Annotated in this window: 21 protein-coding genes; 4 read left to right on the top strand and 17 right to left on the bottom strand. The window is 65.3% G+C overall.

The annotated features are described in order from the left end of the window. The first annotated feature begins 71 nt into the window (after positions 1–71). The 3 genes from ACFODV_RS04305 to ACFODV_RS04295 all read left to right on the top strand — a co-directional run bounded on the left by ACFODV_RS04305 (position 72) and on the right by ACFODV_RS04295 (position 2,237). The gene (locus ACFODV_RS04305; RefSeq protein ID WP_379755150.1) at positions 72–1,094 is read left to right on the top strand and encodes an aminoglycoside phosphotransferase family protein; all 1,023 of its coding nucleotides are present in this window, start codon (positions 72–74) and stop codon (positions 1,092–1,094) included. Next, positions 1,091–1,753: an N-acetylmuramate alpha-1-phosphate uridylyltransferase MurU gene (gene murU / locus ACFODV_RS04300; RefSeq protein ID WP_379755147.1), complete on the top strand. Its 663-nt coding sequence runs from the start codon at positions 1,091–1,093 to the stop codon at positions 1,751–1,753. Before ACFODV_RS04305 ends, murU begins: the two co-directional genes overlap by 4 nt. A 64-nt stretch (positions 1,754–1,817) precedes the next feature. Next, a complete protein-coding gene (locus ACFODV_RS04295) occupies positions 1,818–2,237 on the top strand; it encodes an OsmC family protein (RefSeq protein ID WP_379755144.1) in 420 nt (139 codons plus the stop codon). 32 nt (positions 2,238–2,269) lie between these two features. On the opposite strand, the gene coq7 is transcribed toward ACFODV_RS04295, so the two are convergent. The 6 genes from coq7 to phaR form a co-directional block, all read right to left on the bottom strand. Then, positions 2,270–2,914, bottom strand: a complete 645-nt coding sequence (gene coq7, locus ACFODV_RS04290; RefSeq protein ID WP_379755141.1) for a 2-polyprenyl-3-methyl-6-methoxy-1,4-benzoquinone monooxygenase — start codon at positions 2,912–2,914, stop codon at positions 2,270–2,272. Positions 2,915–3,083: 169 nt separating this feature from the next. Beyond that, positions 3,084–3,425, bottom strand: a complete 342-nt coding sequence (locus tag ACFODV_RS04285; RefSeq protein ID WP_379755138.1) for a histidine triad nucleotide-binding protein — start codon at positions 3,423–3,425, stop codon at positions 3,084–3,086. Between the two features lie 57 nt (positions 3,426–3,482). Further along, a complete protein-coding gene (locus tag ACFODV_RS04280; RefSeq protein ID WP_379755135.1) occupies positions 3,483–4,355 on the bottom strand; it encodes a phosphoribulokinase in 873 nt (290 codons plus the stop codon). Then, positions 4,355–4,795 (bottom strand): acyl-CoA thioesterase, encoded by a 441-nt coding sequence (locus ACFODV_RS04275; RefSeq protein ID WP_379755132.1) that lies wholly within the window; start codon positions 4,793–4,795, stop codon positions 4,355–4,357. Before ACFODV_RS04275 ends, ACFODV_RS04280 begins: the two co-directional genes overlap by 1 nt. 66 nt (positions 4,796–4,861) lie before the next feature. Next, positions 4,862–6,154, bottom strand: coding sequence for a phosphoribosylamine--glycine ligase (gene purD / locus ACFODV_RS04270; RefSeq protein WP_379755129.1), 1,293 nt, complete (start codon positions 6,152–6,154; stop codon positions 4,862–4,864). 128 nt (positions 6,155–6,282) lie between these two features. Beyond that, the gene (phaR, locus tag ACFODV_RS04265; RefSeq protein ID WP_379755126.1) at positions 6,283–6,735 is read right to left on the bottom strand and encodes a polyhydroxyalkanoate synthesis repressor PhaR; all 453 of its coding nucleotides are present in this window, start codon (positions 6,733–6,735) and stop codon (positions 6,283–6,285) included. 110 nt (positions 6,736–6,845) lie between these two features. On the opposite strand from phaR, the gene ACFODV_RS04260 reads away from it, so the two are divergent. Beyond that, positions 6,846–7,559 (top strand): 16S rRNA (uracil(1498)-N(3))-methyltransferase, encoded by a 714-nt coding sequence (locus tag ACFODV_RS04260; protein ID WP_379755123.1) that lies wholly within the window; start codon positions 6,846–6,848, stop codon positions 7,557–7,559. Between the two features lie 21 nt (positions 7,560–7,580). Here ACFODV_RS04260 and rloA3 read toward each other — a convergent pair whose 3' ends face one another. The 11 genes from rloA3 to ACFODV_RS04205 form a co-directional block, all read right to left on the bottom strand. Further along, positions 7,581–8,141 carry a retropepsin-like aspartic peptidase RloA3 gene (rloA3, locus tag ACFODV_RS04255; RefSeq protein WP_379755120.1) on the bottom strand — a complete coding sequence of 187 codons (561 nt, stop codon included), beginning with the start codon at positions 8,139–8,141 and terminating at the stop codon, positions 7,581–7,583. Between the two features lie 38 nt (positions 8,142–8,179). After that, positions 8,180–9,463, bottom strand: coding sequence for a lytic murein transglycosylase (locus ACFODV_RS04250; RefSeq protein WP_379755117.1), 1,284 nt, complete (start codon positions 9,461–9,463; stop codon positions 8,180–8,182). 70 nt (positions 9,464–9,533) lie between these two features. Then, positions 9,534–9,989 (bottom strand): DUF3429 domain-containing protein, encoded by a 456-nt coding sequence (locus ACFODV_RS04245; protein ID WP_379755114.1) that lies wholly within the window; start codon positions 9,987–9,989, stop codon positions 9,534–9,536. Further along, positions 9,986–11,542 carry a cryptochrome/deoxyribodipyrimidine photo-lyase family protein gene (locus tag ACFODV_RS04240; RefSeq protein WP_379755111.1) on the bottom strand — a complete coding sequence of 519 codons (1,557 nt, stop codon included), beginning with the start codon at positions 11,540–11,542 and terminating at the stop codon, positions 9,986–9,988. The genes ACFODV_RS04245 and ACFODV_RS04240 overlap by 4 nt, the downstream gene beginning before the upstream one ends. Then, positions 11,535–12,947, bottom strand: a complete 1,413-nt coding sequence (locus tag ACFODV_RS04235; RefSeq protein ID WP_379755108.1) for a DASH family cryptochrome — start codon at positions 12,945–12,947, stop codon at positions 11,535–11,537. Before ACFODV_RS04235 ends, ACFODV_RS04240 begins: the two co-directional genes overlap by 8 nt. After that, positions 12,944–13,096, bottom strand: coding sequence for a DUF2256 domain-containing protein (locus ACFODV_RS04230; RefSeq protein WP_379755105.1), 153 nt, complete (start codon positions 13,094–13,096; stop codon positions 12,944–12,946). The genes ACFODV_RS04235 and ACFODV_RS04230 overlap by 4 nt, the downstream gene beginning before the upstream one ends. A gap of 138 nt (positions 13,097–13,234) precedes the next feature. Continuing rightward, positions 13,235–13,639: a monovalent cation/H(+) antiporter subunit G gene (gene mnhG / locus ACFODV_RS04225; RefSeq protein WP_379755102.1), complete on the bottom strand. Its 405-nt coding sequence runs from the start codon at positions 13,637–13,639 to the stop codon at positions 13,235–13,237. Continuing rightward, the gene (locus ACFODV_RS04220; protein ID WP_379755099.1) at positions 13,632–13,901 is read right to left on the bottom strand and encodes a monovalent cation/H+ antiporter complex subunit F; all 270 of its coding nucleotides are present in this window, start codon (positions 13,899–13,901) and stop codon (positions 13,632–13,634) included. The genes mnhG and ACFODV_RS04220 overlap by 8 nt, the downstream gene beginning before the upstream one ends. 21 nt (positions 13,902–13,922) lie before the next feature. Continuing rightward, positions 13,923–14,396: a Na+/H+ antiporter subunit E gene (locus tag ACFODV_RS04215; protein WP_379755096.1), complete on the bottom strand. Its 474-nt coding sequence runs from the start codon at positions 14,394–14,396 to the stop codon at positions 13,923–13,925. Continuing rightward, positions 14,393–15,970 carry a Na+/H+ antiporter subunit D gene (locus ACFODV_RS04210; RefSeq protein WP_379755093.1) on the bottom strand — a complete coding sequence of 526 codons (1,578 nt, stop codon included), beginning with the start codon at positions 15,968–15,970 and terminating at the stop codon, positions 14,393–14,395. The genes ACFODV_RS04215 and ACFODV_RS04210 overlap by 4 nt, the downstream gene beginning before the upstream one ends. Beyond that, positions 15,967–16,314 carry a Na+/H+ antiporter subunit C gene (locus ACFODV_RS04205; protein WP_290794044.1) on the bottom strand — a complete coding sequence of 116 codons (348 nt, stop codon included), beginning with the start codon at positions 16,312–16,314 and terminating at the stop codon, positions 15,967–15,969. The genes ACFODV_RS04210 and ACFODV_RS04205 overlap by 4 nt, the downstream gene beginning before the upstream one ends. Positions 16,315–16,333: the final 19 nt, after the last annotated feature.

Here is a 16,333-nt window from a genome sequence, read left to right as displayed (position 1 = left end):
GCGGCGCCCCCCACCAGCCGTCAACCGACTCGCCACCGGAACCTTTCACACCACTCAGGAGCCCGCCCACCATGTCCGATGCCGACCCTTCGCGCCTCGACCTCCTCAGCCAGTGGGCCGCCCAGCGCCACGGCCTCTCCCGGCAGATGGTCGACCTGCGCCTGGCCGCCGGCGACGCCAGCTTCCGCCGCTATTACCGGCTGCATCTTCCGGACGGCACCACCCGCATGTTGATGGACGCCCCGCCGGAGCAGGAGAATAGCCGCCCCTTCGTGTCCATCGCCCGGCGCTGGGCCGCCGCCGGCTTGGCGGTGCCTACGCTTCACGAAGTCGACCTGTCCCAGGGGTTCCTCGAGCTCGATGACCTGGGCGACACCCCCCTACAGGCCTGCCTCGGCAGCGAAGCCGACGCCATGACACTGGGCTGGCACGAGCGCGCCATAGCGCTGATCCATGAGTTGCAGAATCGGGCGGGGCCGGACGAGCTGCCTTCCTTCGATGCCGACCTGCTGGGCCGCGAACTCGACCTCTTCCCCGAGTGGTGCCTGGGTGAGTGGCTGGGCATGGAGACACCGCCGGGCTGGGCGGCGCTACGTGAGAAACTGGTCGCCTCGGCCCTGGCCCAGCCAGTGGTTACCGTGCACCGCGACTATGACGCGATGAACCTGATGGTCCAGGGCAATGCCCTACATCTGATCGACTTCCAGGACGCCGTGGCCGGCCCAATCAGCTACGATCTGATTTCGCTGTTGCGCGGACGCTATTGCCACTTCGACGCCACCTGTTTCGCCGCCTGGGTAGAGGGCTTCCGGCAGCGCGCCGCGGCAGACGGCCGTCTTCTCTCCCGGGTCGATGCCGAAACCTTTCTGGCCCAGGCCCAGGCCATGGCCGCCCAGCGCTCGCTGAAGGTGCTGGGGATCTTCTGCCGGCTGACCCTGCGCGACGCCAAATCCGGCTATCTCGCGCGGCTGCCGCACTTCCTCACCCACCTGGAAGACAGCCTGGCGGGGCTTGAAGGCCACGAGGCCTTCAAGGGGTGGCTGGCCGAGACCTTCCGCCCTGCGCTGATGGCAAGGCTGGAGAGTACGCCATGAAGGCGATGATCCTCGCCGCGGGGCTCGGCACCCGCATGCGTCCCCTGACCGACCGCTGCCCCAAGCCACTGCTGCCGGTGGCCGGTCAGCCGCTCATCGTTCACCACCTGGCACGCCTGCGATCAGCGGGCATCGTCGAGATAGTGATCAACGTCAGCTACCGGGCCGAGCAGATCATGGCAGCCCTTGGCGACGGCGCCGACTACGGGGTAAGCATCGCCTGGAGCCGTGAGGAGCTGCCGCTGGAGACCGGCGGCGGCATCCGCCAGGCGCTGGGCCTCCTGGGCGAGGCGCCCTTCCTGCTGGTCAACGGCGACGTCTGGTGCGATCTGAACCCGACCCATCTCACGCTTCGCGACGGCGACCTGGCCCAGCTGACCCTGGTGGACAACCCCGATCACCATCCGGGGGGCGACTTTCACCTGACGCATGACGGTCGGATTCACGCCGAGGGCGAACCGCGTCTCACCTTCGCCGGGATCAGCTTGCTCGATCCGACGCTGGTGGCCAAGGAGTCTCCAGGCGTCTTTGCCCTGGCGCCCCTGCTGCGCCGCGCCATGGCGGAGGGACGCGTGGGCGGCCACCACCACCTCGGCCAGTGGGTCGACGTGGGCACCCCCGAGCGGCTGGTCGAACTGGACCGACGCCTTCGGGGCTGAGCCTCCTCAACGGGAGTGCTATGCTGCCCCCCGTTTTCCGATAATCGAAAAGGAACCCCGAATCATGAAAGCCACTGTGAAATGGACCGATGGTCGTCAGTTCGTTGCCGAGAGCGGTAGCGGTCACAGCGTGGTAATCGACGGCCCGCCCGACCACGGCGGGCACAACACCGGCCCGCGCCCCATGGAACTGCTGCTGATGGGCCTGGGCGGCTGCACCTCCTTCGACATCCTCAACATCCTAGAAAAGGCTCGAGCCCCGGTGACCGACTGCGTGGCCAGCCTAGAGGCGGAGCGCGCCGACACCACGCCCAGCGTATTCACGAAGATCCACGTGCACTTCACCGTGAGTGGCAAGGGACTGAAGGAGAAGCAGGTGGCACGTGCCGTGGAGCTCTCCGCAGAGAAGTACTGCAGCGCCTCGATCATGCTGGTAAAGGGCGGCGTCGAGGTGACCCACTCCTTCACGATTGTGGAGGAATAAGCCAGCTCTCAACGCTGATCCGAAAGCAGGAATTAGACTCGGTAGACGCTCTTGGTCATCACCTTGGCCATCAGCGACATGCCGAACTTGACCGGGGCGGGGAAGCGGGCGCCGCCGGCTTCCAGCGCCAACTGGGCGTGGTGGGCCTCGTCGATGGCCATCTGACGCAGCACCGCCCGGGAGCGCCGGTCCGCGGACGGCAGTTCCACCAGGTGCTCCTCCAGATGGCGGCCCATCTGCTGTTCGGTGGCGGACACGAGGCCAAGGCTCAAGCGGTCGCCCACGCCCCCTGCCACGGCACCGATGCCAAAGGACGCGGCATAGAAGAGCGGATTGAGCAGGCTGGGCCGATCATGCAGCTCCTCGAGACGCTCATCGCACCAGGCCAGATGGTCGATCTCCTCCCTGGCCGCCTCCCTCATCTGACTACGTACAGCGGACAGCTTGGCGGTCAGCCCCTGGCCCTGGTAGAGCGCCTGGGCACACACTTCACCGGTGTGGTTGATACGCATCAGCCCGGCCGCGTGGCGGCACTCCTCCTCGTCCATGGGGTCGTCATGCACCTCGGGAGTGGCCGGGGATGATCGAGACGCCTGGGCGGCATGGGGCACCAAAGTGCGCAGCACGGTATCGAACTGGTGGATCAGGGTGTCGCTTCGTGAGGAATTGCGGTTCATAACGACCTCGTCGCGCCTCGATCCGGAATGGATACCCCATTGTAGCGGAGGGCTCTTGCCATCAGAAGCGCTGCCCGGCACGACCGACGCCACCTGGCGGTGGCGTCGAAGGGAACAGCACCCGATGCGTAGAGCGCTTTATCTCGCGCGGTTGTCCGCAGAGCGTCGGCTAGCCAGCCGGCCAAGTGAAGCGACGACCGCCCATCAGGTGCATATGAATATGGTAGACCGTCTGGCCGCCGTCGTCGTTGCAGTTCATCACCACTCGGTAACCCTCATCGGCGAAGCCACGCTCCCTGGCCAGTCTGGCGGCCACGATGGGTAGACGGCCGACCAGGGCCTGGTCGCTCTCCTCGAGGTCGTTGAGGGTCGCAACATGGCGCTTGGGGATAACCAGCAGATGGGTCGGCGCCTGGGGAGCGATGTCCTCGAACGCCAGCACCTCGTCATCCTCGAAGACGATCTCGGCGGGAATCTCTCGATTGATGATCTTGCAGAACAGGCAGGCCATGGCGTCTCTCCTTGTTCGGGGCTTGGCTTTTTTCTTCAGGGCTCGGTTTTTCAGGGCTTAGCGAAAGCGGCGCTGGGCCAGCAGATGGCGCACCAGCGGTGCGAGAATCAGCTCCATGGCCAGGGACACCCGCGCGCCCGGCACCACCAGGGTGTGGGGGCGACTCATGAAGGCATCCGGAATCATCGCCAGCAGGTAGGGGAAGTCCACGGTGGCCGGCTCACGGAAGCGGATCACCGCAAAGGATTCAGCGTCAGCAGGGATGTCCTGCACCTCGAAGGGGTTGGAGGTGTCCACCGTGGGTACCCGCTGAAAATTGATATGGGTGCGGGAAAATTGCGGCTGTATGTAACGCACGTAGTCATCCATACGCCCGAGGATGGTGTCGATCACCGCCTCCTGGGAGTGGCCGCGAAGCTTGGTATCGCGCACGATCTTCTGGATCCACTCCAGGTTGATGGTCGGCGCCACGCCCACCAACAGGTCTACATGGCGCGCGACATCGTGCTCGGGCGTAACCAGACCACCGTGCAACCCCTCGTAGAAGAGCAGGTCGGTGCCAAAGGGCAGCGGCTGCCACTCGGTAAAGGTGCCGACTCGATAGCCGGCTTCGATCATCTGCTTGTCCTCGGCGTGGATATAGTGGCGAAAGGTACCGCTGCCCTGCTCGCCATACTCCTGGAACAGCGCCTCGAGTTCGTCGAGCAGATTGGCCTCCACGGCAAAGTGGGAGAGTTCGTCCTTCCGCTCTGGCTCTTCGCGGAAGATCCGCGCCAGCTCTTCCCGGGTGTAGCGGTGGAAGGCGTCGCCGTCGACAACGGCGGCGTGGACATCCTCTCGGGCAAACATACGCTCGAAGGTGCGCTTGACTGTGGTGGTGCCGGCCCCGGAGGAACCGGTCACGGCGATGATCGGATATTCGCGGGACATCAGGCGCCCTCTGCTCCGGCAAGCGCCGCCGCCACGGCCTGGGGCACCGCCACTGGACGCCCTGCAACCGGGTCGATCAGCATCACGTTGAGCCGGGCCGTCGCCACGGGGCGGCCGCCTTCAGCATGGCAGACACGGTGGTAAACGGTAATCGCGCGTCCGGTGGGCATCTGGATTGCCGTCTCCACCACCAGGGCATCGGGCCAGCGGGCCTCGGATTGGTACTGCACGGCGAGATCCGCCACCACGCTAGGATAGCCGCCCATGTCCCACTCGGTGAGCCCCAGGGCACCGAAAGCCTGGATGCGTGCCTCATGGAGCAACGACACCAGGGTGTCGTGCCCCAGGTGGCGGCCGTAGTTCATATCGGTGACACGCACCGTCAGCGGATGGCGGTGCACGATGTCCGCCTCGGGAAACTCGAGCCTGACGCGCTCCATGCTCGCCTCCTTATAGTTGTCTTGTACTGAATCGAGAAGGATGGTCCCGCTGGGGATCGTGGCAGCTCAGCGCTCGCCGCGTTCTCGAGCAATGGCCCGGTAGGCGATGTCGCGGCGGCACAGCACGCCCTCCCAGTGAATGGCGTCGACGCCTCTATAGGCCTGCTCGGTCGCGGCCGAGACGCCCTCGCCCAGGGCAGTGACACAGAGAACGCGCCCGCCGGCAGTGACCAGCTGGCCGTCCTGATCGGCAGTGCCGGCATGGAATACCTTGCAGCCGGTGGCCTCGGCGGCCTCGATGCCCTCGATGGGGTCATGCTTGCGATAGCTGCCGGGGTAGCCGCCTGCGGCCAGCACCACGCCCACCGCGGCGCGAGGATCCCAGTCGCAGGTCTTTCCAGCCAGCTTGCCGGTGGCGCCGGCCAGGCAGAGTTCGGCGAGGTCGGACGCAAGGCGCAGCATGATCGGCTGAGTCTCGGGATCGCCGAAGCGGCAGTTGTACTCGATCACCCTGGGGTTGCCCTCGGCATCGATCATCAGGCCGGCATAGAGGAAGCCGGTGTAGGGATGACCCTCCTCGGCCATGCCGCGCACCGTGGGCAGGATGACCCGATCCATGATCCGGTCATGCACTTCATCGGTGACCACCGGTGCCGGGGAGTAGGCGCCCATGCCGCCGGTATTGGGGCCGGTATCACCCTCGCCCACCCGCTTGTGATCCTGGCTGGTGGCCATGGGTAGCACGGTCTCGCCGTCCACCATGACGATGAAGCTGGCCTCCTCGCCGTCGAGGAATTCCTCGATGACCACCCGAGCGCCGGCATCGCCGAAGGCGTTAGCCTCGAGCATGTCCCGCACCGCTGCCTCGGCCTCGTCGAGGGTCATGGCAACGATGACCCCCTTGCCGGCGGCCAGGCCGTCGGCCTTGACGACGATGGGGGCACCCTTGTCGGAGAGATACCCGAGCGCCGGCGCGACCTCGGTGAAGGTCCGATAGTCTGCGCTGGGGATAGCGTGGCGGGCCAGAAAGTCCTTGGTGAAGGACTTGGAGCCCTCCAGCTGCGCGGCACCGGCGGCGGGACCGAAAATCGCCAGCCCCGCATCGCGGAAGCGATCGACCACGCCGGCCACCAGCGGCGCCTCGGGTCCAACGATGGTCAGGTCAACACCCTCGTCGCCGGCGAAGGCCACCAGGCCATCGAGGTCATCCACCGCGATGTCGACATTGGCCATGCCCGGCTCCCGGGCGGTTCCGGCATTGCCGGGCGCCACCAGGACAGACGTCACCAGGGGTGACTGAGCCACCTTCCAGGCCAGGGCATGTTCGCGGCCACCGCCGCCGATGATCAACACCTTCATCCGTTACACCTTGTTCTGCAAACCGAAGTCTTCCCCGATACCCGATGGCGATCTCCCGCCGGGCCACGGGAAAAGTCGCGGCATTATGTCAGAAAGTGCCGACGCCCGCCCCATCTCTGCCGGTCACTTCACGACTTCTCGTCGTCGTCCTGGGTGCCGGCCTGGCCGATGGTCTTCTGCCAGAACTTCATGTTCTCCTCGGTCAGCTCGCGCATCAGCTCTATTGGGGTATGGCGCATGGCCTGCTGCCACTGGTCCTTCACGCGCTTCTGCTGCTCCAGCATAAGCTGGGTGCCCTGTTCCAGATAGCGCGCCAGCGGCAGCGGCTGGGTCATGTCGTAGACGCGGATGAACTGCGCCAGCAGATCGTTGGAGAACACTTCCGAATCACCGTCGGCCTGCTCCTGCTCGATGATGATCGACAGCAGGATTGTGCGCGTCAGATCCTCGCCGCTCTTGGCGTCCTCGACCCGAAACGGCACTTCGTCGAGAATCAGCTTGCGCAGATCCTCTAGCGTCACATAGCGGCTCTGTTCGGTATCATAGAGCCTGCGGTTGGCATACTTGCGAATCACGCGCACGGCGCTGCTCCTCGGTCAATGTGGGGGCAACTGCTCCCATGCGACCATTGTGCACCGCGACACCATCCATGCAAGGCCATGCACGACATTACCGCTAACGCGAGGCTCCGATGAACCTGATCCTGCTTGCTCCGGAGGATATCGAGAACCACCGCCTGGCCCGGGTAACCGACCCGCGCCGGCTGCGCCACCTGCGCGAGGTGCATCGTGCCGCCTCCGGTGACCGCCTCACCCTTGGCGTCATGGGTGGCGGCATCGGTCAGGGGGAGTTGCTCACTCTGAATGACCGGGAGGCCACCTTTGCCCTGGAGGGACTCGACCAATCGCCGCCGCCAGCCCTACCGGTGCATCTGGTGCTGGCCCTGCCGCGCCCGCGCATGCTGGCGAGAAGCCTGGAGCATGTCACCGCCCTGGGCGTGAAGTCGATCACTCTGCTGCACACCCGCCGGGTGGAGAAGAGCTACTGGCAATCGCCCGAACTCGCCGCGGAGAAGATCCATCAGCACCTGGTGCTGGGGCTGGAGCAGGCTCGTGACACTCTGCTGCCGACGGTCACCCTGGAGAAGGGCTTCCGCCCCTTCGTGGAGGATCGCCTGCCTGGCCTGCTCAAGCAGCGGCGAGGCCTGCTGGCCCATCCGGGCATGGCCACTGCCTGCCCTCGAGGGATAGAAACTCCCACCCTGCTCCTGGTGGGGCCTGAGGGAGGATTCATTCCGTGGGAGGTGGAAAAATTGCTCGAGGCCGGCTGCGAGGGGATCCATCTGGGGCCCCGAATCCTGCGGGTAGAGACCGCGGTCACCGCTCTGCTGGCACGTCTGTTCTAATGCCGGGAGCACATCGACGACTTAGCCGTCGTGGCCCTTTTCCGATTCGCCCGGCTCATGCTCGCGAAGCCGCGATTCCTCGTTGCAATTCGGGCGCTGCAGGAATGTCTCGCGCACATCCAGCAGCCCCAGGTGAGCGAGAGTGCGCCGTCCCAGCAGCAGCGGATAGTTCATCTCCTCGCGATCGCGCAGGCTGAACTGCTCCTCATAAATGGTATCGCCCAGGCAGACCTTCATCAGTACCACCGGACGCTCATCGCTGCCTCCGGCGCCGCGCACGCGCAAATCGCGATAGAGCGGCAGCTCGAGATCCTCGGAAAAGACCTCGCCGCTGGCGGTATCCTCCAGCTTGAGACGAAAGCGCACCCACTCCTCGTCCTCACGCTCGAACGTCTCGATATTACGGGCATCCAGCGACGATGTCAGGGCACCGCTGTCCAGCTTTGCCTTGACCGCCACCCCCCATGGCTCGATGGTGGCGCGCTCCACCCAGCCGAACACCTTGTCGGCCAGCGCTGCGGGAGCCGCGCCGAGCATCAGGAACCCCGCCACCAGCATCAGCGTATTAGCCACTCGTTTCATTGGCTTACTCCCTAACAGAAAACCGGGGCATCAAGACATCATCGGGTCAGACGTTCCAGCAGGCTCAGCGTAGCGAAGCCGTCCGGCGCCGTACCGATAGTGCGCTGGTAGGCACGCAGGCCGCGCCGGGTGTTGGGGCCCATGATGCCATCAGGGGTGCCCACCTCGAAGCCGCGGGCGTTGAGCGATCGCTGCATCTCTCGAACCTGGGCACGGCTAAGCGGCTGCTCGTCTCGAGGCCAGCCGGCCAGGATGCCGCCACGACCGGCAATTTCGTTGGCCAGAGTACCCACCGCCAGGGCATAGCTGGTGGCATTGTTGTAGCGCAGGATCGACCGATAGTTGGGGCCTACCAGAAAAGAGGGACCACGAGCACCCGCCGGCACGATCACCGAGGCGGCGTCGAACGCTGGCAAACTGCCGCCAGCGATCGGCCGCACGCCAAGCTCTGCCCACTCCCGGGCACTGCGACGGGTGGCAAGCTCTGCCTGGGCATAATCGAAGCCGTCGGGGATCGCGACCTCTACTCCCCATGGCTCGCCGGCTCGCCAGTTAGCCCGGGCCAGGTAGTTGGCGGTGGAGGCCATGACGTCGGGAATGCTGCCCCAGATGTCACGGCGACCGTCGCCATCGCCGTCGACAGCGTAGGCCTCGAAGCTCGACGGAATGAACTGGGTATGGCCCATGGCGCCGGCCCAGGAGCCGATCATGCGCTGTGGGGCGATATCGCCCTTCTCGATGATGCGCAGGGCAGCGAGCAGCTCACCCCGGGCGAAGTCGCGGCGGCGACCGTCATAGGCCAGGGTCGCCAGCGACTCCAGGGTGGAAAAGCTGCCGAAATTGCCGCCGTAGTTGCTCTCGATGCCCCAGATCGCCACGATGACTTCAGCGGGTACCCCATAGCGGTCCTGCATGCGGCGTGCGGTATCGCGGTGCTCAGCCAGCTTGTCTCGGCCCTGGGTCACTCGCTGAGTTGAGACAGCGCTATCCAGGTACTGCCAGATGGGACGCACGAACTCCGGCTGGGAGCGGTCGAGCTCGATCACACGTGGGAGATAGCGGACGCCATCCAGGGCGCCGGCCAGGGTCGCCTCGGAAATGCCTTCTCGGCGAGCCTCCCGGCGGAACTGGGCCAACCAGCCGTCGAAGTCGGCGGGAGATGCAGGTACGGCCGTAGCAGCGATTGTGCCTGACTGCGCGGACGCCGCCGTCTGGCTAGATTCGGGGGATGGCTCATCCGCCGCATTGGCTTGTCGAGCCGGGCCACTCTGACAGCCAGCCGTCAGGCCCAGCAGCAGGCCCAGGATTAGGGTCCGTTTCATCACGCTTGCGCTCTCCATGGCAGGGTCAGGGGCGATCATCGCCCAGAATCGGCGACGCCACCAGCCCCATCTACCCGTAAGCGAGTCGCCAGATCACCAGCCCGTGGCAGACCACCACCACCGCCGTCAGCACGTTACGCAGTGACTGGTACCAGACGGGCAGCAGTTCACGGCTCATCTTTCCGCACTCGTGAAGGCGCACCAGCAGGAAGCCGGCAATCAGCACCCAAGCCCCGATGACCGGATGCAGCAGCAGTGCCGGCCAGGCGATCAGACTGGGGACCATGCTCAGGGCCAGTCGAGACCGGAATCCCCCGCTGTCGTCGGACTCCAGGGACATTGCAACGCCCCACTGCACTCCGCCCAGAAACGAGAGAATCACGGCGCTGTAATAGAGAAAAGCTGGAACGGCGATGACTTGCCAGGCCATCGGCGCCAGCCAGGATGCACTCGACAGCGCCAGAAACGGAATCAGACCGGCGAGACCGAGGCCCCATGGCAGTCGAGGAAAGCAGGCGGCAGTCATGACGTCTCCTGATCGGGTTCGGAAAAGAGCGAAAGCTGGGGAGACGGAGGAGGCACTAGGCGCCGGGGCCGAGTGCCACGGCGGCTGGAGAGTCGATCGAGTAGCACGTCGCTGTCCCGACGCGCCTCCGGGGTTTGCCGGGCGTCATGAATGATACGTTTCCAACGCCGCGATTCCGCCTCGAAGTCATGCACTGGCAGCGGATAATCCCGCCCCGGAACGAACCCCAACTCGGCGCGCTCGGCGGTCGGCAGTGCCCAGGGGCGCTGGCGCCAGGCCTCGGGCAGACCGGCCAGCGCGGGGAGCCACCGCATCACGAAGCGCCCCTGGGGATCACGCTCATCGGCCTGCTTGAGCGGATTGTAAACGCGCAGGGCGTTGGTTCCGGTGAGCCCCGCCTGCATCTGCACCTGAGGGTAGTGGATGCCGGGCTCGTAGTCGACGAAGAGCCGAGCCAAATGCAGAGCCGGCTCCCGCCAGGGGAGCCCCAGTCCGAAGGTGGCAAAGGAAACCAGCATTGCCCGCATGCGAAAGTTGAGCCAACCGGTTTCGCGCAGCGCTACCATGCCAGCATCGACCAGAGGCACGCCGGTACGACCTTCGCACCAGGCAGCCAGCCTTCCAGGGTGCGGGTGCTCCCGAAGGCCTTTCAGGGCGGGGTGCATCGTTTGATGCTCGAGGTCGGGCTGGCTTTCCAACTTCTGGATAAAGTGGCAGTGCCAATGCAGCCGGGATTCCAGCGCCGCAAGCGCCCTGCCCCACTCGGCCTCGCCACGGCGCTCGGATCGCGCCAGGCGCAATTCCTTTACCACCTCGCGCAGCGACAGGGTGCCCCAGGCCAGGTGGGGGGACAGCCGGGAGCTGGCGTTTCGAGCCCGCTCGGGACTGCCAATATCACGATGAAAGCGCTCACCGCGGCCGGCCAGAAAGGAGCGCCAAGTGGCCAGGCCTGCGCGCCGGCCGCCAGACTGACGGCCAGGACAGGCCTCGCGGCCGACTCCCAGTGCACGCCACCTCCACTGCTCACGCGGTAGGCAGGGCAAGCCTTTCCAGCCGGCGGGTGGCGATGCCGGCGATGGCGACGCGAGGGGCGCCTCGACCAGCGCTTCCCATTGCCCTACCCAGCCGCGACGTTGTCCGAGGCCGCGAACCACGCCCTGCTGCCGACACTGGTGCCAGGACACGCGATGTTTGCGACACCAAGCAGACACGCGTCGGTCCCGGGCGAAGGTCCAGGCATTACCGGTTTCCTGGTGGGAGTACAAAGTGATCGGACCCAAGCACGCGATAACCCTCGAGAGCACGTTAGAGATGTCCCCCTCCACGACGCAAAGCGGAAGACCCAGCGACATCAGGTCGTCTGACAGCTCATCCAGGCTCTCGGCGATGAAGTCCCAGTGTCGCTGGGCGCTGTCGGGCTCCCCCCACAGTCCCGGTTCGATCACGTAGAGCGGCAGAACCTCGCCCGCCGCGCAGGCCTTCACCAGCGGCGAGTGGTCGTGGGTGCGCAGGTCGCGCTTGAACCAGACCACCTGGACCGGCGGATTAGGCACCCTGGACACCCGGTGGAATCAGGGAGGACTGACCGGCCTCCGGGACAACCTGTGGCACGGTCAGGGGCGGAGAGAAGTGTTCGGGGGCCACCGACCAGGGCCGATGGCGAGCGCTCCCGGCGGGCAACTTGGCGATGTCAGGTAGCCAGTGCGCCACGTAGGCCCCATCGGGGTCGTAGCGCTCGGCCTGCCAGAGGACATCGAAGCGATGCCCTCGCGGGTCACGGCCGACGCCGGCCACGTAGCGCCAGTTGCCCCAGTTGCTGGCCGCGTCGTAATCGAGCAGCGCATGCTCGAACCAGGCCGCCCCCATGCGCCAGTCACCCCCCAGTTCATGCACCAGATAGCTCGCCACGTTCTGGCGTGCCCGGTTGGAGAGCCAGCCGGTAACGGCGAGCTCCCCCATGGCCGCGTCGATGAAGGGCAGGCCGGTGCGGCCCTCGCACCAGGCCCGGAAGGGCTCATCGGCTTGGGGAAGCCGGCGCACGCCGAACAGCGACGGTCCCTCCTGACGTGCCGCCCAGTGAAAATAATCGCGCCACAGCAGCTCGAAGATGACCCAGTAGCTCGATTCGTTGGCGCCGTGCTGAGCTTCCCAGGCGCGCACCGCATCATGCACCTGGCGTGCCGACATGCAGCCGTGGGCCAGCCAGGGTGAGAATCGTGTGGAGAAATCGGCACCGAGCAGGCCGTTGCGGGTCTTCTTGTAGCGGGAGACGGCGCCGCTCTGCCAGAGGTAGTGGTCGAGGCGTGCAAGACCCTCCGCCTCGCCGCCGGCAAAGTGTAGACCGGCGCGACCATCGCACGTCCAGGTAGCCGCCCTGCTGCACACCTTGACCAGCGCCGGAAAGCCTCGCGGCGCCGCATCGGGCCAGGGCGGCAGGGTCACCGGTGCCGGGGCGGCGTCGGGTACTGTTCCGGTACGTTCCACCTTGCGCCGAAAGGCCGAGAAGCCAACCGGCAGGGCACTCACCGGCATCGGCAGGCAGGCCTCGTTGAACAGCAGCCCACCGTCGGACTGCCAAAGCGCGACGCCCTCTCCCAACCGTTCTTCCAACCGCGCCGTGGCCTGGGTCTCGTCCCAGCCCGCCTCGCGACGCACCCGCACCTGGCGGGCCCCGTGGTGGGCGGCCAGCTCGGCCACTTCCGTCTCCGGATCACCAACGCGAACCAGCAGGTCACTGCCGCGTTTGAGCAATTCACCGCGCAGGGCAATCAGGCTCTCCCACAGAAAGCGCAGCCGGGCAGGACCGATCCGCGGGACATCGAGCCCTTGCAGCGGCGTCAGCCAGGAGCGATCGAGCACATAGACGCACATCAAGTGCTCTGGCGGCGTCTCGAACTGAAAAAGCGGGTTGTCTGCCAGGCGCAGATCGTGGCGCAGCCAGATGAGTGTCAGGCTCATGGAGTAACTCCTGGGCGACGCGCCTCGCGCCGACAGCGCTCACTGCAGTAGCGCACCTCTTCCCAGCAGCGCGCCCACTTGCGGCGCCAGGCAAAGGGTCGTTGGCAGTGGCCGCAGGGCTTGCTGGGCAGGTGTAGTTTGCAATGCACGGTAGAAGCCTATCATCATGGACAGGACTTCATTATCGTACAATAAGTGTATAACTTAAAGCCCTGGCCCTTTTCCGGGCCCATGACGGCAGAAGGCCGCCCCAGGGGCGGCCTTCAGTAACAGGGCGATGCGATGCTTCAGGAGGGGTCGGTCTGCTTCGGCTCGCGCCTTGCATTGGCCTCGGTTTCACGGCCGCTCTTGAGTTCATGGGTCAGCGGGTCGTAGTTGGGTCGCAGTTCGTCCTTGACCGTGCCGCTCCATAGTTTGGAGCCGACGAAATAGCCGGCCCGGCCGATCACATGTGCCGCCACCGGCGCGGTCATCAGGATGAACACGATGATGGCGAAGGCGCGCGCCGCTACCCCCACCTCGGCGAAATGCATCGCCACCGCCAGCATGATCAGGATCACCCCCAGGGCCGCGGCCTTGGTGGTGGCATGCATGCGGGTCAGCAGGTCGGGCAGGCGCAGGATCCCCAGCGAGGCCAGCAGCATCAGCAGCGCGCCGCCGATGATTAAGGTTCCCTTGATAAACTCAATCATCGCGCGGTCCTCCCCGTTCCAGGAAACGGGCGAAACCGATGGCGGCCAGAAAGCCCATCAGGGCGATGACGATGGCGGCATCGATAAAGCTCGAGACGTCGGACTGGATGGCGTAGACACCCACCAGACCCACGATGATGCTGGCAAACAGCTCGAGGGCCACCACCCGGTCTGGCAGGCTCGGCCCGCGCACCACGCGCACGAAACACAGGATCAGGGCCAGGCTCATGATGACCTGACTGATCAGGATCACGATATCCATGTCGGCACCTCGCGGCCAGTCTCAGCGAAACAGTTCCAGGGCACGGTATTCCATTTCCTTGAGGTTGCGGCGCAGCTCCTCCTCATCGTCGAGGAACATGGCGTGGATGTAGAGCACCTTGCGGTCGTCGGAAACGTCCAGGCTCAGGGTGCCGGGGGTCAGGGAGATCAGGTTGGCCACCATGGTGATCTCCAGCTCGGTGCGGGCCTCCAGTGGCATGGCGATCACGCCGGGCTTCATATGCCAGGGCGGGGTCAGGATATCGAAGCCCACCTTGAGGTTGGCCATCAGCAGCTCCTTGATGAAGAAGCCGATGAAACCCAGGATTCTCGGAATTCGCGCCGGATAGCCCTTGAGGGATTCCACCTGAGGCTCGATCAGCAGCAGGGCGATGTAGCCGAATACCAGCCCCACTACCAGGTTGAGTCCGGTGAAATCCCCGCTCAGCACCACCCAGGCGAGGGCCAGCAGAAGGTTCCAGATGGCGCCGGTCATGGGCTCACCTCCTCGGATGCCGGCGTCTCGATGAGGGCCTCGATGATATCCACGTTATCGCCGAGCACAGCATCGATGTAGCCCTGCGGGTTCAACAGCTGCTCGCCGATGGTATTCATCAAGCCCATCAGCGGTTCGGCAAAGATGCCGATCAGCAGCGACATCGCGGCCAGCACCCCCACCGGCATGGTCATCAGCCACAGGTTGGGCTTGACCATGCGGCCGTCGTCGCCCACCACGGTCTCGCGTTCGGGCACCAGATTATCCTCCGGCAGCGACTTCCAGAATACCTCGTTCCAGATCTTGACCATGGAGTAGAGGGTCATGAAGCCAACCGCCAGGGCGATGCCGGTAACCACATAGGCCTCGGCCTCGATGCCGGCGCGCACGATCACGAACTTGGCGAAGAAGCCGGACAGCGGCGGGATCCCGGCCAGCGAGAAGGCGGAGAGGAAGAAGGCCACGGCCAGCCAGGGGCGCTCCTTGTAGAGGCCGCCCATCTTCTTGAGCTGATAGGTGCCCTGCAGACGCCGGGTGATGCCGCTGATCAGGAACAGGTTGGTCTTGACCACGATGTTGTGCATGATCGCGAAAACGCCGCCGGCGATCGCCAGCGGCGTATAGAGTGCCAGGCCGAGGATCATATAACCGATCTGACTGACGATATGAAACGACAGGATGCGACGGAACTCGTACTGGGCCGCCGCGCCCAGCACCCCGGTCACCATGGTCAGGGCGGCCCCCCAGATCAGCAGATCCTGAGTGTAGTCCATGGTCTCGTCGAACATCAGGGTGAAGACCCGGAACAGCGAATAGACCCCCACCTTGGTGAGCAGGCCGGCGAACAGTGCCGACACTGCCACCGGCGGCGTGTGATAGGAGGCCGGCAGCCAGAAGAACAGCGGAAAGGCCGCCGCCTTGATGCCGAAGGCCACCATGAACATCACCGCCAGCACCTCCACCATGCCCTGATGTTCCGCCTCGTGGAGGCGCAGGGCGATGTCGGCCATGTTGAGGGTACCCACCATGCCATAGAGCAGGCCGATGGCGGTGAGGAAGATCACCGAGGCCAGCAGGTTGAGGGTGACATACTTGATGGCCCCCTCCATCTGCGCCTTCTCGCCGCCGAGGATCAGCAGCGCGAAGCTGGCCACCAGCATCACCTCGAACCACACGTAGAGGTTGAAGATGTCCCCAGTGAGGAAGGCGCCGGAGACCCCGGCCAGCAGCAGGTGCATCAGCGGGTAGTAGCCGAACTTTTCGTGATCCGGCCCGGTGGAGGCCAGCGAGTAGATGGCGAGGGCCATGCCGATCAGTCCGGTGAGCACGATCATCACCGCGCTGAGCATGTCGGCCACCAGGGTGATGCCGTAGGGGGCCTCCCAGCCGCCCATCTGGATGGTCACGTAGCCTTCCTGATACACCGAGATAAACAGCCACAGCGCTACCGCCAGCAGCGCCAGGTTGCCGGCCACGGCAGTGAAGCGCTGCATGGGGCGCGAACGCCAGAACAGCAGCGAGATGGCACCCGACAGCAGCGGCAGGAGGACGGGAAGTGCGACTTCAGGCCTCACGTATCGGTATCCTTCATCTTGTCCAGGTCATCGGCCTTGACGATCTCGTAGGCCCGGCGAATCAGCACCACGGCGAAGGCCAGCACGCCGAAGGCAATCACGATGGCGGTCAGCACCACCGCCTGGGGCAAGGGGTCGGCCACTACTCCCTCCGGCGCCAGCATGCCCTCGGGAATGAGCGGCGGCGCGCCGCGGGTCATCCCCGCCGAGGTGAAGATCAGCAGGTTGGCAGCATTGGTCAGCAGCATCAATCCGATCACCAGCTTGACGATGGAGCGGCGCAGCATCAGGAAGATCGCGGCGGCATACATGAAGCCAATGGCGACGGCCATCAAGGGTTCCATGAGGCATCTCCTGTCAGGT

It is taken from the genome of Halomonas tibetensis (assembly GCF_042643535.1).
GTDB lineage: Bacteria > Pseudomonadota > Gammaproteobacteria > Pseudomonadales > Halomonadaceae > Halomonas > Halomonas tibetensis.
The sequence above is the reverse complement of the archived record's forward strand: the minus strand, read 5'-3'. Positions and strand labels throughout refer to the sequence as shown.